General features: G+C 70.9%; 13 protein-coding genes. 8 read left to right on the plus strand and 5 right to left on the minus strand.

Going from position 1 to position 12,679, the window contains the following annotated elements; translation table 11 throughout:
* Positions 1-14: 14 nt before the first annotated feature.
* From ABZ725_RS31110 to ABZ725_RS31120, 3 genes are read left to right on the plus strand one after another with little or no spacing between them, the layout of a single operon-like run.
* Positions 15-821 carry a metal ABC transporter ATP-binding protein gene (locus tag ABZ725_RS31110; protein ID WP_358805827.1) on the plus strand — a complete coding sequence of 269 codons (807 nt, stop codon included), beginning with the start codon at positions 15-17 and terminating at the stop codon, positions 819-821.
* Complete coding sequence (locus ABZ725_RS31115) at positions 821-1,723, plus strand: metal ABC transporter permease (protein WP_358805828.1); 903 nt, start codon at positions 821-823, stop codon at positions 1,721-1,723. Before ABZ725_RS31110 ends, ABZ725_RS31115 begins: the two co-directional genes overlap by 1 nt.
* A 59-nt stretch (positions 1,724-1,782) precedes the next feature.
* Positions 1,783-2,202: a transcriptional repressor gene (locus ABZ725_RS31120; RefSeq protein WP_351914979.1), complete on the plus strand. Its 420-nt coding sequence runs from the start codon at positions 1,783-1,785 to the stop codon at positions 2,200-2,202.
* Positions 2,203-2,248: 46 nt separating this feature from the next.
* Here ABZ725_RS31120 and ABZ725_RS31125 read toward each other — a convergent pair whose 3' ends face one another.
* From ABZ725_RS31125 to recO, 3 genes are all read right to left on the minus strand, one after another.
* The gene (locus ABZ725_RS31125) at positions 2,249-3,595 is read right to left on the minus strand and encodes a histidine-type phosphatase (RefSeq protein ID WP_358805829.1); all 1,347 of its coding nucleotides are present in this window, start codon (positions 3,593-3,595) and stop codon (positions 2,249-2,251) included.
* Positions 3,596-3,683: 88 nt separating this feature from the next.
* Positions 3,684-4,535, minus strand: a complete 852-nt coding sequence (locus tag ABZ725_RS31130) for an isoprenyl transferase (RefSeq protein ID WP_351914983.1) — start codon at positions 4,533-4,535, stop codon at positions 3,684-3,686.
* Between the two features lie 70 nt (positions 4,536-4,605).
* Entirely contained in the window at positions 4,606-5,355 is a 750-nt protein-coding gene (gene recO / locus ABZ725_RS31135) for a DNA repair protein RecO (RefSeq protein ID WP_351914985.1), read from the minus strand.
* Between the two features lie 110 nt (positions 5,356-5,465).
* On the opposite strand from recO, the gene ABZ725_RS31140 reads away from it, so the two are divergent.
* The 3 genes from ABZ725_RS31140 to ABZ725_RS31150 all read left to right on the plus strand — a co-directional run bounded on the left by ABZ725_RS31140 (position 5,466) and on the right by ABZ725_RS31150 (position 9,571).
* Positions 5,466-7,226 (plus strand): MFS transporter, encoded by a 1,761-nt coding sequence (locus tag ABZ725_RS31140; RefSeq protein ID WP_358805830.1) that lies wholly within the window; start codon positions 5,466-5,468, stop codon positions 7,224-7,226.
* The gene (gene bla / locus ABZ725_RS31145; protein ID WP_358805914.1) at positions 7,220-8,131 is read left to right on the plus strand and encodes a class A beta-lactamase; all 912 of its coding nucleotides are present in this window, start codon (positions 7,220-7,222) and stop codon (positions 8,129-8,131) included. Before ABZ725_RS31140 ends, bla begins: the two co-directional genes overlap by 7 nt.
* A gap of 222 nt (positions 8,132-8,353) precedes the next feature.
* Positions 8,354-9,571: an N-acetyltransferase gene (locus tag ABZ725_RS31150; RefSeq protein ID WP_358805831.1), complete on the plus strand. Its 1,218-nt coding sequence runs from the start codon at positions 8,354-8,356 to the stop codon at positions 9,569-9,571.
* On the opposite strand, the gene ABZ725_RS31155 is transcribed toward ABZ725_RS31150, so the two are convergent.
* Both ABZ725_RS31155 and ABZ725_RS31160 read right to left on the minus strand, forming a co-directional pair.
* Positions 9,561-10,523 carry an FAD-dependent oxidoreductase gene (locus tag ABZ725_RS31155; RefSeq protein WP_351917743.1) on the minus strand — a complete coding sequence of 321 codons (963 nt, stop codon included), beginning with the start codon at positions 10,521-10,523 and terminating at the stop codon, positions 9,561-9,563. The genes ABZ725_RS31150 and ABZ725_RS31155 overlap by 11 nt on opposite strands.
* 75 nt (positions 10,524-10,598) lie before the next feature.
* Positions 10,599-11,138, minus strand: a complete 540-nt coding sequence (locus ABZ725_RS31160; protein WP_358805832.1) for a protein-tyrosine phosphatase family protein — start codon at positions 11,136-11,138, stop codon at positions 10,599-10,601.
* A gap of 81 nt (positions 11,139-11,219) precedes the next feature.
* On the opposite strand from ABZ725_RS31160, the gene ABZ725_RS31165 reads away from it, so the two are divergent.
* Positions 11,220-11,762: a SigE family RNA polymerase sigma factor gene (locus tag ABZ725_RS31165; RefSeq protein ID WP_351917742.1), complete on the plus strand. Its 543-nt coding sequence runs from the start codon at positions 11,220-11,222 to the stop codon at positions 11,760-11,762.
* On the plus strand, positions 11,759-12,673 hold the full coding sequence (locus tag ABZ725_RS31170; protein ID WP_358805833.1) for a hypothetical protein: 915 nt from the start codon (positions 11,759-11,761) through the stop codon (positions 12,671-12,673). Before ABZ725_RS31165 ends, ABZ725_RS31170 begins: the two co-directional genes overlap by 4 nt.
* Positions 12,674-12,679: the final 6 nt, after the last annotated feature.

The raw sequence follows: 12,679 nt of genomic DNA on the forward strand, positions 1-12,679 counted from the left end.
CTACGGAGGGCGTCATGGACGCTAGCGTCGTCGACGCGAAGGCCGAGCCCGTCATCGCGCAGGCCGTCATCTCGCTGCGCGGGGTCCGGGCCGAGCTCGGCTCGCGCCCGGTCCTGCGGGGCATCGACCTCACCGTGCGGCGCGGTGAGGTCGTCGCCCTGCTCGGCGCGAACGGCTCCGGCAAGTCCACGGCCGTGCGCAGCGTCATCGGCCAGGTGCCGGTCGGCGCCGGGGAGATCGAGCTGTTCGGCACCCCGCAGCGCCGGTTCCGGGACTGGGCGCGGATCGGATACGTCCCGCAGCGCACCACGGCCGCGGGCGGCGTCCCCGCCACGGTGACGGAGATCGTCTCCTCGGGCCGCCTCTCGCGCACCCGGTTCGGCGTCTTCCGCAAGGCCGACCACGCGGCCGTCCGGCACGCCCTGGAGCTCGTCGGCATGGCGGACCGCGCCAAGGACAACGTCGACGCCCTCTCCGGCGGCCAGCACCAGCGCGTGCTGATCGCCCGTGCGCTGGCCGGCGAACCCGATCTGCTGATCATGGACGAGCCGATGGCGGGCGTCGACCTGGCCAGCCAGGAGGTCCTGGCCCGGACCCTGAAGGACCAGGTGGCGGCGGGCACGACCGTCCTCCTCGTGCTGCACGAACTGGGCCCCCTGGAGCCCCTGATCGACCGGGCGGTCGTCCTGCGCGACGGCTGCGTGCTGCACGACGGACCGCCCACGCCGGCCGTCGGCCAGCATGCCCTGCCCGGCCACGACCACGTACACCCCCACGCGCCCACCGGCGCCGAGCCGATCCACACAGGACTGCTGAGCTGATGGACCTCCTGAACTACGCCTTCATGCAGCGGGCGCTGCTCGCCGCGGTCCTGGTCGGCATCACCGCCCCCGCCGTCGGCATCTACCTCGTCCAGCGCCGCCAGGCCCTCATGGGCGACGGCATCGGCCACGTCGCGATGACCGGCGTCGGCCTGGGCTTCCTGCTGTCCTGGTCCCCCGTGTGGATGGCCACGGCCGTCTCCGTCGTGGGCGCGGTCGCGATGGAGCTGATCCGCTGGTACGGCAAGACCCGCGGCGACATCGCCCTCGCCATGCTCTTCTACGGCGGCATGGCCGGCGGCGTCATGTTCATCAACCTCGCGCCGACCGGCTCCAACGCGAACCTGACCTCGTATCTGTTCGGATCGCTGTCGACGGTGTCGGAATCCGACGTCACGGCGATCTGTCTGCTCGCGGCCTTCGTGGTCCTCGTCACCGTCGGCCTGCGCCGCCAGCTCTTCGCCGTCAGCCAGGACGAGGAGTTCGCCCGGGTCACCGGCCTGCCGGTCCGCGCCCTGAACCTGCTGACGGCGGTCACGGCGGCGGTCACCGTGACGGTCGCGATGCGGGTCGTGGGCCTGCTGCTGGTCAGCGCGTTGATGGTGGTCCCGGTGGCCGCTGCCCAGCAGCTCAGCCGCAGCTTCGCCGCGACCTTCGCGATCGCGGTGGCGATCGGCGTGACGGTGACCATCGGCGGCACGGTCACCTCGTACTACCAGGACGTCCCGCCCGGGGCGACGATCGTCCTGCTGACCATCGGCGCGTTCATCGCGCTGAGCGTGCTGGCCGCCCCGCTGGCCCGCCGCCGCGCCCGCGCACTGGCCGCGACGCAACCCGCCGGAGACCCGGCGGAGTGCACCATTCCGGCCACCCGCGGATCGGGGGACGAGGTCGGCGTCTGACCGCGCACAGCCCGGGCTGGCACAATGGCCCGGCAAGCCGCAGACGTGAGGAGGCAACGGTGACCACCGCTGGACCGCCCGTGAAGGGCCGCTCCACCCGGCAGCGCGCCGCCGTGGCAGCGGCGCTCGACGAGGTCGACGAGTTCCGCAGCGCCCAGGAACTGCACGACATGCTCAAGCACAAGGGCGACTCCGTCGGCCTGACGACCGTCTACCGCACGCTGCAGTCCCTCGCCGACGCCGGCGAGGTCGACGTCCTGCGCACGTCGGACGGCGAGTCCGTGTACCGCCGCTGCTCCACCGGCGAGCACCACCACCACCTCGTCTGCCGCGTCTGCGGCAAGGCCGTGGAGGTGGAGGGCCCGGCGGTGGAGACGTGGGCGGAGGCGATCGCCGCGGAACACGGCTACGTGAACGTCGCCCACACGGTGGAGATCTTCGGCACCTGCTCCGACTGCGCAAAGGCCTCCGGCCGCTGAGCAGCTGAGCCGCTGAGCCGCTGAGCCGCTGAGCAGCAGGAAAACCTCAGCTGCGCCCGAAGCAGCGCTCCAGCTCTGCGAGGTCGTAGAACTTGCTGCCCTTGGACACCGGGTGGCAGGCGGCCTTGAAGGACGTCTCCTGCTCGTTGTAGAGCATGCGGATCAGGTAGCGGCCGTTGTTCTCGTAGACGTCCCACTGGATGTTGGAGCCCAGGGGGGCCACCTCGGCGCCGCGCCAGGGGTTCGAGGCGTAGGTGTACGGCTGGGCGGCGGTGACCGGCTTCGTGCTGCCGGGCAGGCCCATCAGGGCGGCCAGCGGGATGATCTCCTCGGCATGGGTGAAGCGGAGTTCGGCGCCCAGGGTGCTGGTGCCGGCCTTCTTGGCCTCCACCTGCTTGAAGAAGTCGTCGAGCAGAACGCCCGCCATCTTGTACGTGATGTCGCTGTCCGCGAAGCCGGGGCCCTTCTCGTAGAAGTCCTCGGCATCGCTCAGGTACCCGAACCAGGCGGCGTCGGAGCCGGAGAGGTAGCGCTGCATCCCCCAGCCCTTGCCGTCCGGGCTCTCCTGGCTCATCGCGGGGGCGATGGCGTACAGGTTGTAGACGGCCTGGGCGGCGGCGACCTGGTCGGCGCTGCTGATCCCCGCCACGAAGTCGGCCTTGAAGAGGCGGCGAAGGACACCGGCCGCGGCCTTGTGGGTCTTCGGCTGGTCGGTGATCGTCGCCAGGGTGCTCGCGAGGCGCTGGTCGTTCGCGAGGTAGTCGCGGTACGCGGCGCCGCCGTCGGCCTTGTGGAAGTACAGCAGGTTCTTGTCGGTGCGGGTCGCGCCGATCAGCGGCTTCAGGTCCGGGTCGGTGTCGGCGAGGGCGCCCGCGTACAGGTTGGCGCTGTCGATCGCCCGGCCCTGCCCGGAGCTGACCACGTCGATCTTCTCGCCGTCCGCCGCGATCCCGGCGAACAGGGACGGCAGCCGCTTCGCCGTACGGACGGCCGTCTGCTGGATCTCCTGCTTGCCGAGGCCGCTCAGATTGCCGTAGCCGATCTTCGCCATGGCGGCCTGCAGGGCGCGCACCTTCGGGCCGAACTCCTCGCCCTTGCCGGTGAGTCGACCGGCGGCCTCCGCCTTGTCCCACAGGGCGAGGATCAGGTCCGCGTCCTCGCCGTCCGTCGCGGAACGCGAGCCGTGCCGGGAGACGTTCTCCGTGAAGACGGGGGTGAAGCCGGCCGGGGGCCGCTGGTACGAGTGCGCGCTCTGCTCGGGCGCATACGTGGCCTTCGTGCCGTAGCTGTCGCGGTGCGGCAGGTGCGTGGCGTCGGTGGCGGCGTGCGCGGGCAGCGCCGTGAGCACCAGTGCGCCGACGGCGGTGGCGAGGGCGGGGGTGACGCGATTCATGTGCGGGCCGTTTCAGCGAGCGGGAGACGGGAGATCGGGGGGTGGGTGATCTCCCGCATCGTCGGCCCGGCCGGTGAACGTCCGGGGGCTAGGAAGTGGCCTGCTGGTCTGGAGTCTTTCCCTCCATGGCCAAGAGTTCCTCATTGGGGATCGCGCCGCCGAAACGACGGTCCCGGGAGGCGAACTCCAGGCAGGCCCGCCACAGGTCACGGCGGTCGAAATCCGGCCACAGCACGTCCTGGAAGACCATCTCCGCGTACGCGCTCTGCCACAGCAGGTAGTTGGACGTGCGCTGCTCGCCGCTCGGCCGCAGGAACAGGTCGACGTCCGGCATGTCCGGGTAGTACAGGTACTTGGCGAGGGTCTTCTCATTGACCTTGGAGGGGTCGAGCCGGCCCGCCTTCACGTCCTCCGCGAGCGCCTGCGCGGCGTCCGCGATCTCCGCCCGCCCGCCGTAGTTCATGCAGAAGTAGAGCGTGAGCCGGTCGTTGTCCTTGGTCTGCTCCTGGGCGATCTGGAGTTCCTTGGCGACCGACTTCCACAGCTTGGGCATCCGGCCCACCCAGCGCACCCGGATGCCGAGCGAGTCGAGCTGGTCGCGGGACTTGCGGATGAAGTCCCGGTTGAAGTTCATCAGGAAGCGGACCTCGTCGGGCGAGCGCTTCCAGTTCTCGGTGGAGAAGGCGTACAGCGAGATGTTCCGCACGCCCATCTCGACGCCGCCCTGGAGCACGTCGAGGACCTGCTCGGCGCCGACCTTGTGGCCCTCGGTGCGCGGCAGCCCGCGCTGCTTGGCCCAGCGGCCGTTGCCGTCCATGACGATCGCCACATGCTCGGGGATGAGCTCCCCGGGAAGCTTCGGCGGGCGCGCGCCGGAGGGGTGCGGCTCCGGCGCCGTGTACTCCCGCCGCTGCCGACCCAGGAACCCACGTACGACCATGTTGTCTCTGTCTCCCCTACATCTACGTCTACGTCTGCTTGTGGTTCTGCTTCTGCTTCTACTTCTGCTTCTACTTTTCCACGTACCGAAGTGAGCGCAGTCCACGCTCCAGGTGCCAGTGCAGATAGGCGGACACCAGCCCGCTGCCCTCCCGGACGTACCGCGGCTCGCACGTGTCGGCCGTCTCCCAGTCTCCCGTGAGCAGCGCGCCCAGCAGGACCAGGGTCTGCGGCGAGGGTACGACGCTGCCGGCCACCCGGCAGTCGACGCAGACGGAGCCGCCGGCGGCGACGGAGAAGAACCGGTTGGGCCCCGGCATCCCGCACTTGGCGCAGTCGCCGAAGCTGGGGGCGTAGCCGTTGACGGCCAGCGACCGCAGGAGAAACGCGTCGAGGACGAGATGCGGGGCGTGCTCGCCGCGAGCCAGGGTCCGCAGGGCCCCCACCAGCAGCAGGTACTGCTGCACGGCCGGCTCGCCCTCGTGGTCGGTGAACCGCTCGGCGGTCTCCAGCATGGCCGTCCCGGCGGTGTAGCGGGCGTAGTCGGTCACGATCCCGCCGCCGTACGGAGCGATGATCTCGCTCTGCGTGCACAGCGGCAGCCCGCGGCCGACCAGTTCGCTGCTGCCCCGCGCGAAGAACTGCACGTCGACGTGTGAGAAGGGTTCGAGACGCGCCCCGAACTTGGACTTCGTCCGCCGCACCCCCCGCGCCACGGCCCGCACCCGCCCGTGCCCGCGCGTCAGCAGCGTGATGATGCGATCGGCTTCGCCGAGCTTCTGGGTCCGCAGGACGATGCCGTCGTCCCGAAAGAGACTCATCGCACACCTCCAGCGAACCGCCGGGGGCGGAACAGGCTCATGCCCCCCATTCTCGCCTACGCGGACGGAACCATGTGCCCGCCTCCGCGTACAGGTCCTAGGATCCCCGGGTGGTGCGGCGGGCGCTGGGGCGCGACTTCGGGTGGTTGTGGGCGGCGTACGCCGTGAGTTCCTTCGGGACGTGGCTCGCGTTCAACGCGTTCCCGATGATCGCCGTGCTGAAGCTGCACGCCGGGCCGTCCGAGGTGGCGGCGCTGGCGGCGGTGGGCCCTGCGGTGGGCGCGGTGCTGGCGGTGCCGCTCGGACCGTGGGTGGAGTTCCGCCGCAAACGGCCCGTGATGATCACCGCGGACCTCGTGCGCTGCGCGGCCATGCTGAGCGTCCCCGCGGCCTATGCCCTCGGCGCACTCGGGCTGGGACAGCTCCTGCTGGTCTCGATGGTCGTCGCGGCGGCCGACATCTCGTTCACGGCGGCGAGCGGCGCCTTCCTGAAGAGCCTGCTCCCACCGGAGGACCTCCTGGTGGCGAACGGCCGCTTCGAGTCCACGACCTGGACGGCGACCATGCTGGGCCCGGCACTCGGCGGAGCCTCGATCGCCCTGCTCGGCCCGGTCGCGATGATCGCGGCGGACGCGGCGAGCTACCTGCTGTCGGCACTGGGACTACGGTCGGTTCGCGCGCAGGAACCGGATCCGGCGGGTCCGCCGAAGACGGCGGGTCCGGCGGGTCCGGCGGGTCCGGCGGGTCCGGCGGGTCCGGCGGGTCCGGCGGGTCCGGCGAAGACATCGGGGACGGCGGGGACCGCGAAGACGGCTGGGACGGTACCGCGGCCGGCGAACCGGGAGCTGCCGTACGGCGACAGCAGGCGCAAGCCGGAACCGGCTGGCCCAGCAGGGTCGGCGGGCCCGGCAGGGTCGGCAGAGTCGGCAGGCCCGGCAGAGTCGGCAGGCCCGGCAGGCCCGGCAGAGTCGGCAGGGTCGGCCGGACCCGACGTGCCTGCCTGGCCGGTACGGCAGCGGCAGCCGGTGGTCCGGAAGGTTTCGGACGACCTCGGCAAGGTGAGTCCGCCGCGGGGCGGTCTCGTGGAGCGGGTGGGCTCCGAGGAGCCGGCGGACGGCGGCGGCAAGGCGGGGTCAGGGCCGGGTCCGGGGGCAGGTCCGGGGCCGGGGCCGGGCGGCCGGGGGCGGCGGCTTACCGTCGGGGATCTGGTGGTCGGCTGGCGGCACCTGCTCTCCCACCGTTCGCTCCGTCCGCTCTTCCTCAACACGGCTCTCGTGAACGGGCTGATCATGGCCGGGTCGCCCCTGCTGGCCGTGCTGATGCTCGGGCCGCTGCACCTCGCGCCCTGGCAGTTCACGCTCGCGTTCGCCGTGCCCTGCACCGGCGGGCTGATCGGCTCGCGGCTGGCCCCTCCACTGGTCGCCCGGTACGGACGGCGCCGCGTGCTGCTGACCTCCGGGACACTGCGCGTCTGCTGGCCGCTCGGGCTGGCCTTCGTGGGGCCGGGCGCGGGCGGCATGGCCCTGGTGATGATCGTGGAGTTCGGCCTGATCACCTGCATCGGCGTCTTCAACCCCGTCCTCGCCACGACCCGCCTGGAGCTGACGCCGACGGACCGGGTGGCCCGCACGCTGTCGGCGTGGTCGGTCGGCACCAAGGCGACCACCGCCGTACTGACGGCCCTGTGGGGCGTCCTGGCCTCCTTCACCGGCCCGCGCACCGCGCTCGCCGTGGCGGGAGTGGCCCTCCTGGCGACACCGCTGCTGCTCGCAACCGGACGGCAAGGCGAGACGTCCGTGACAAGTGAGACCCCAGTGACTGAAGTTACCGAGGTCGCCGAAGTCACCGACGGACGGAGAGAACGATCTTAGGCTCGCCCACCTCCCACACCACCCCCACCTCCCACACCACCCGTCGCACCCTCCTCACCGCGGGCGCGGCCACCGCAGCCACGCTGCTGACCGCCACCTCCGCCCGTGCGACCGCCGACCCCGTCACCGCCCGGCTGCGCGACCTCGAAGCCGGTCACGGCGCCCGGCTGGGAGTGTTCGCGTACAACGTCCGCACCCGCCGCTCCGTCCGGTACCGCGCCGACGAACTCTTCCCGGTCTGCTCGCTGTTCAAGCCGCTCGCGGTGGCGGCCGTCCTGCGGGACCTGGACCGGGACGGCGAGGTACTGGCCCGCCGGATCCACTACACCGCCGACGAGGTGGTGGCGAACTCCCCGGTCACCGAGACCCACGTGGCCGACGGCATGACGGTCGCCGAGTTGTCCGCCGCCGCGATCCAGGTCAGCGACAACACGGCCGGCAACCTGCTCCTGCGCGAGCTGGGCGGCCCCACCGCGGTCACCCGCTTCGCCCGCTCCGTCGGCGACCGCGTCACCCGCCTCGACCGCTGGGAACCCGACCTCAACTCGGCCGAGCCGGACCGCGTCACGGACACCACCAGCCCGTACGCGATCGGCCGCACCTACGCCCGGCTGGTCCTCGGAGACGTCCTGGACGCCCCCGACCGCGACCGGCTGACCGACTGGATGCTCGGCACTGTCACCAGCGTCAACCGCTTCCGCAAGGGCCTGCCCCCGACCTGGACGCTCGCCGACAAGACCGGCGGCGGCTGGTACGGCGCCGACAACGACGCCGGCATCGCCTGGACCCCGGACGGCACCCCGATCGTCCTGTCCGTCCAACTCACCAAGCCGGACCGGGACGCCGCCTACGACCACGATCTGATCGTGGAAACGGCGGCACTGCTGGCGGAGACGCTGGGCTGAGCGCTCGGGAACCGAGCGGGTCGGCAGCATGTGGGGAGGTCGCGGGAAGCGGTCTCCCCGCGCTGGACAGGCAGCGCGCTTCGGCCAGGCTGTCCATGGCAGGTGCCCGACACAACTCCGTTCTGTAGCATCGAACGCGGCTTGGGGAGCAGTGCATTCGGGGACGTGGGACGGTGACGGCAGGTCTGCGTCGACGGGCGCGGCCGAGGGGGCCCGATCGGGATGAGCGCATGGTCCACTCGGAACGCACGTGCGGACGACCTTCCACAACTCACCCGTCTGCTGGCCGAGGCATGTGACCCCGCTGACGTCCCGTCCTCGACCCTCCTGACCGAATCGATCGCCGGAGGCACGGTCCGGGTCGCCGAGTCCGACGGCCGAATCGTCGGGCTCGCCGCCGCGGAGAGGCCTTCTTCCGGACATGTACGGCTGTCGGTGATCGCCGTGCGCAACGACCTGCGAAGGCGCGGCATGGCGCTGCGGCTCCTGGAGGAGCTGTCGATGCGGATCTCGGAACTTCCTGGGCCGGTCCCGTTGTTCTCGGCCGTGGTCGAAGCGGCGGACATCCCGATGTCCGGCCTCCTGCTGAAGAACGGCTTCATCGGCACACGCGTCATGCGCACCAGCCGGAACGCCGACGGCATCTGCCTTCACTATCAGCACAAGAGCCGCGTCGAATACATCGACCCCGACACGCGGTACCTCGTGCCCCTGCGGGCGCAGGCTCAACTGATCGAGTCACTCGCACCGCAGGATCAGGCCGTGACCTCGTTGGTCTCCCTGCGGGGCGAGCCGGCGCTGGAGATCATGCGTTTCGAGCAGGACGACCCCTCGACCCTCCAGTCCGGCGAGGCGGCGGCCGGCATCGCGTTCTCCGGGGCGATACTCGCCGCCATCACCTTCCTCCTGGGCTTCGCCTTCACGTCGACACGCTTCCCGGACGATGTGCGCCTTCTCCTCATCGGCGCGACCTTCAGCACGGTGTTGTCCCTGATCATCTACGCGAGTGCCTCAGGAGAGCTGGCCAGGATCCACTCGAACACATTCGGGCGGATCATGAAATACGGCAATGTACTCTCCGAATACGGGGGTGTGCTGCCCTTCCTCATCTCGCTCCCCGTCACCTACGCACAAGCCAGCGGCGATCCGAAGACGACAATGGTCCTGGCCGCACTCCTGAGCATGGGCATCGGCTGGTACGAACAGTCGGAGTTCTCCATCGCCTACCGGTTCCGCAAAAGCCTGGCGGAGATCGTCCTCATGGTCCTCACGGCGGCTTCGCCCCTCATCGGTGCGGCTGTCATCGCGACGAACACCACCAGTTGGCCATGGACGGCCACTCTGGCCGGTGTCCTGGCTGCCCGAACCTGGCTGTATCTCTTCCGCCGCGGTCCGGAGGCAGGAACCGCGGGGCGCCGGCAGTGGCAGATCAGGGAGTGAGTTCCTCGGCGGCGCTCAACAGATCCGCGACCTCTCGTGCACATCCCCAGGACAGGGTCAGCCCAGCGCCTCCATGACCGTAGTTGTGCAGGAGCAGCGTGCCCTCGCGGTTCTCCGCCTCCAGTCGCACCTGTGGCCGGACCGGCCTGAGCCCCACGCGGTGGCCGACCACCGGAGCGCCGACGAGGGCAGGCTCGACCGCCGCACATCGTCGGACGATGTCCAGGGCAGCCTCGGCGTCAAAACGGACATCCCAGTTGTCCCAGTCCGAGGTACCGCCCAGAATCACCACGTCGGACTGGGGGTAGATATAGGTGAGTTCCTCGGCTTCGGGGGTGTCGTCGCAGAAGAAGGTCTCGATTCCAGGATTCCCGACCACGACGAGTTGCCCCCGTACAGCCTGTACGGACGGATCGTCGACGAGGGTTCTCGATCCGGTTCCCGTGCAGTTCACGATGACGGGCGCCTCCGTCAGCGCCTCTTCGATCGAGGTGTAGCGGTGCTGCCGGAGCCGACCGCCGGCCTTGCCCAATCGATCGACGAGATATCCGAGGTACTTGGGCATGTCGACGACGGGAGCACGGTAGCGCCATCCCTCGACGTAGCCCGGGCGTAGCTCCCCCCGGTCGCACAGGTCGGCTTCGACCCATGCGGACCACGCCGGCACCTCGCACGGCACACGGGACTGGTGCGTGCCCTCGACGAGACGAACCCCGGTTCCGTCGTCGGCGCTGAGCGCCGACAGAACCCGAAGGGTTTCCTTGCTCCAGCGCTCCACGAGATCGGCGGGTTCGACAAGGAAGGGATCCCACGAGGCGCCTGCCGCCGCCGAGGTCGTGGCGCCGGGGAGCAGTTCGGCGTCGACGCGTACGTCCCGGCCCGCCTCCGCGAGACGGACCGCTGTGGTGAGTCCGATCACGCCGGCACCGATCACCACTGTTGATGCAGACATCATCGCCTCCCCGTCAGGGCCTGCTCCGGCGGCCTGCGCCCAGGACTCGTACGCCATGTATGAGAGGACGTCAGTCTAACTTCGGCCCTCCGTCTCCTCGGCGGGGCCGAACCGCCGCACATACCTGCGCTGCCAAGGCGTCTCCACCGCACGCCGGTCGTAGCCCCGGCGGACGAACTCCACCGCCTCCTGTGGGGGGACGCCGTCCAGGATGGCCAGGCAGGCCAGGGCTGTTCCGGTGCGGCCGCGGCCGCCGTCGCAGGCGATCTCGACTCTCGTGTCGGCCGCCCTGCGCCACGCTTCGATCAGGGTCGCGCGGGCGGCCCGGTGGTCGGCGGGGAGGCGGAAGTCGGGCCAGTGGATCCAGCGGGACTCCCAGGGGGTCTGCTGGGGGCGCTTGCCGAGGAGGTACACGCCGTACGCGGGTGTCGGCGCCGTCGGGTCCAGCGGGCGGCGCAGCCCGCGGCCGCGGATCAGCCGCCCGGACGGCAGTACCAGCACTCCGGGTTGCCCCGGCCGCCAGGCCCACGCGTCGCTCGCCGTCGCCGCGTCCGTCGCCTCGTTCGTCGCCGCGTGCGTCGTCTCGTCCGGGGTCTCGTCCGTTGCCTCGTCCATCGCCTCATTCGAACGTGCTCGTGGTCGTCGGGCAACCGATTCGGGCCGACCGGTGGTCTGGAGGGCGAGGAGGGGTGCTTGATGCAGGCGGAACAAGAGGAGCGGTTCCAGGAGTTCGTCAGAGCCCGGTGGTCCCGGCTCGTGCGAACCGCCTATCTGCTCACGGGAGACGTCCACCACGCGGAGGATCTGACGCAGACCGCGCTGGCCAAGGCGTACCGGTCGTGGCGGCGGATCTCGCGCAGCGACAACCCGGAGGCGTACGTCCGGCGGATGCTGGTCAGTTGCAACAGCGACCGGTTCCGCAAGCGGCGGGTCAGGGAGGCGCTGACCGCGGCGCCGCCGGAGCGGGCGGGCCGTGACGAGGGCGCCGGGCGGGTGGAGGAGCGCGGCTCCCTGCTGGCCGGTCTGGCCCAACTGCCGCCGAGACAACGGGCGGTGGTGGTGCTCCGGTACTGGGAGGACCTGTCCGAGGCGGAGGTGGCCGAGGTGCTCGGCTGCTCGCCCGGCACGGTCAAGAGCCAGGCCTCGAAGGGGCTGGCGAAGTTGCGTTCGTATCCGGGGCTGACCGCAGGTCGCGCCGGTGCACAGGTTCAGAGTCAGGGGCAGGGAGGCCTTCGGTGAACGGGGTGGACGATCAAAGGGACTTCGGGTTCGAGGAGCGGATGCGGGAGTTGCTCGCCGAGGACGCGCACTCCGTGCAGCCCTCGCCGGCGCCGTATCCGGCCATCCGGCGACGCGGACTGGCCGAGCGGCGACAGCGCGTGGCGGTGACCGGAGCCGTGCTGGCGACGCTGGCCGCGGTGCCGGTGGGGGCGTATGCCGTGGCCGGGGGGAACGGGGCGCGGGGCGCGGACACGGCGGCTCCCAGGCCGTCGGTCGGCGCCCCGCGCACCCCGACCGCGCAGGCCTCCGGGACCGCCGGGGCCGACACGGCCTCCGGGGGGCAGTTGCTGGACGGGGTGACGGCCGAGCAGGCCGCGGACGGGCTCGAGAAGTGCCTGGCCTACGACGACGCGAAGCCGTCGGGCGGCCTGGAGAAGGACTATCTGGGCGACGCCGGGGACTACCGGATGCTCCTGGCGATGCGCAGCACCGGCGACACCAACTCCCCCGGTGACGGCATCTACGTCGTCGCGGTCAAGGAGAAGACCGACGTCCGGCTGATCTGCACCATCAAGGGCGGGGAGGCGTCCGGCATCAATGTCAGCTCGCCCGACGCCGGTCCGACGGGCCTGGTCGTCTCCGACATCAACGGCGGCAAGCTGTACCAGCAGTCGTTCCTCGACAAGGGCAACTGGAAGCTGCCGTTCCGCTGGGGGGTCATCGGCACGGTGGAGCCGTCGGTGGCCAAGGTGACCGTCTCCTACGGCGACGGCAGCGCGACGGCGACCCTCGACCACGGCTGGTTCGTCGCCGCCGGCATCCTGAACCGGCAGGTCACCGTCGCCCCGCACATCAAGGGCTTCGACGCGACCGGCAGGCTGGTCTACGACTCCGACACGGACGAGACGTACGAGCGGACGCTGCCGTAAGGCCTG

Origin of the sequence: Streptomyces sp. NPDC006872 (assembly GCF_040635845.1) — a bacterium.
Classification (GTDB): Bacteria; Actinomycetota; Actinomycetes; order Streptomycetales; family Streptomycetaceae; genus Streptomyces.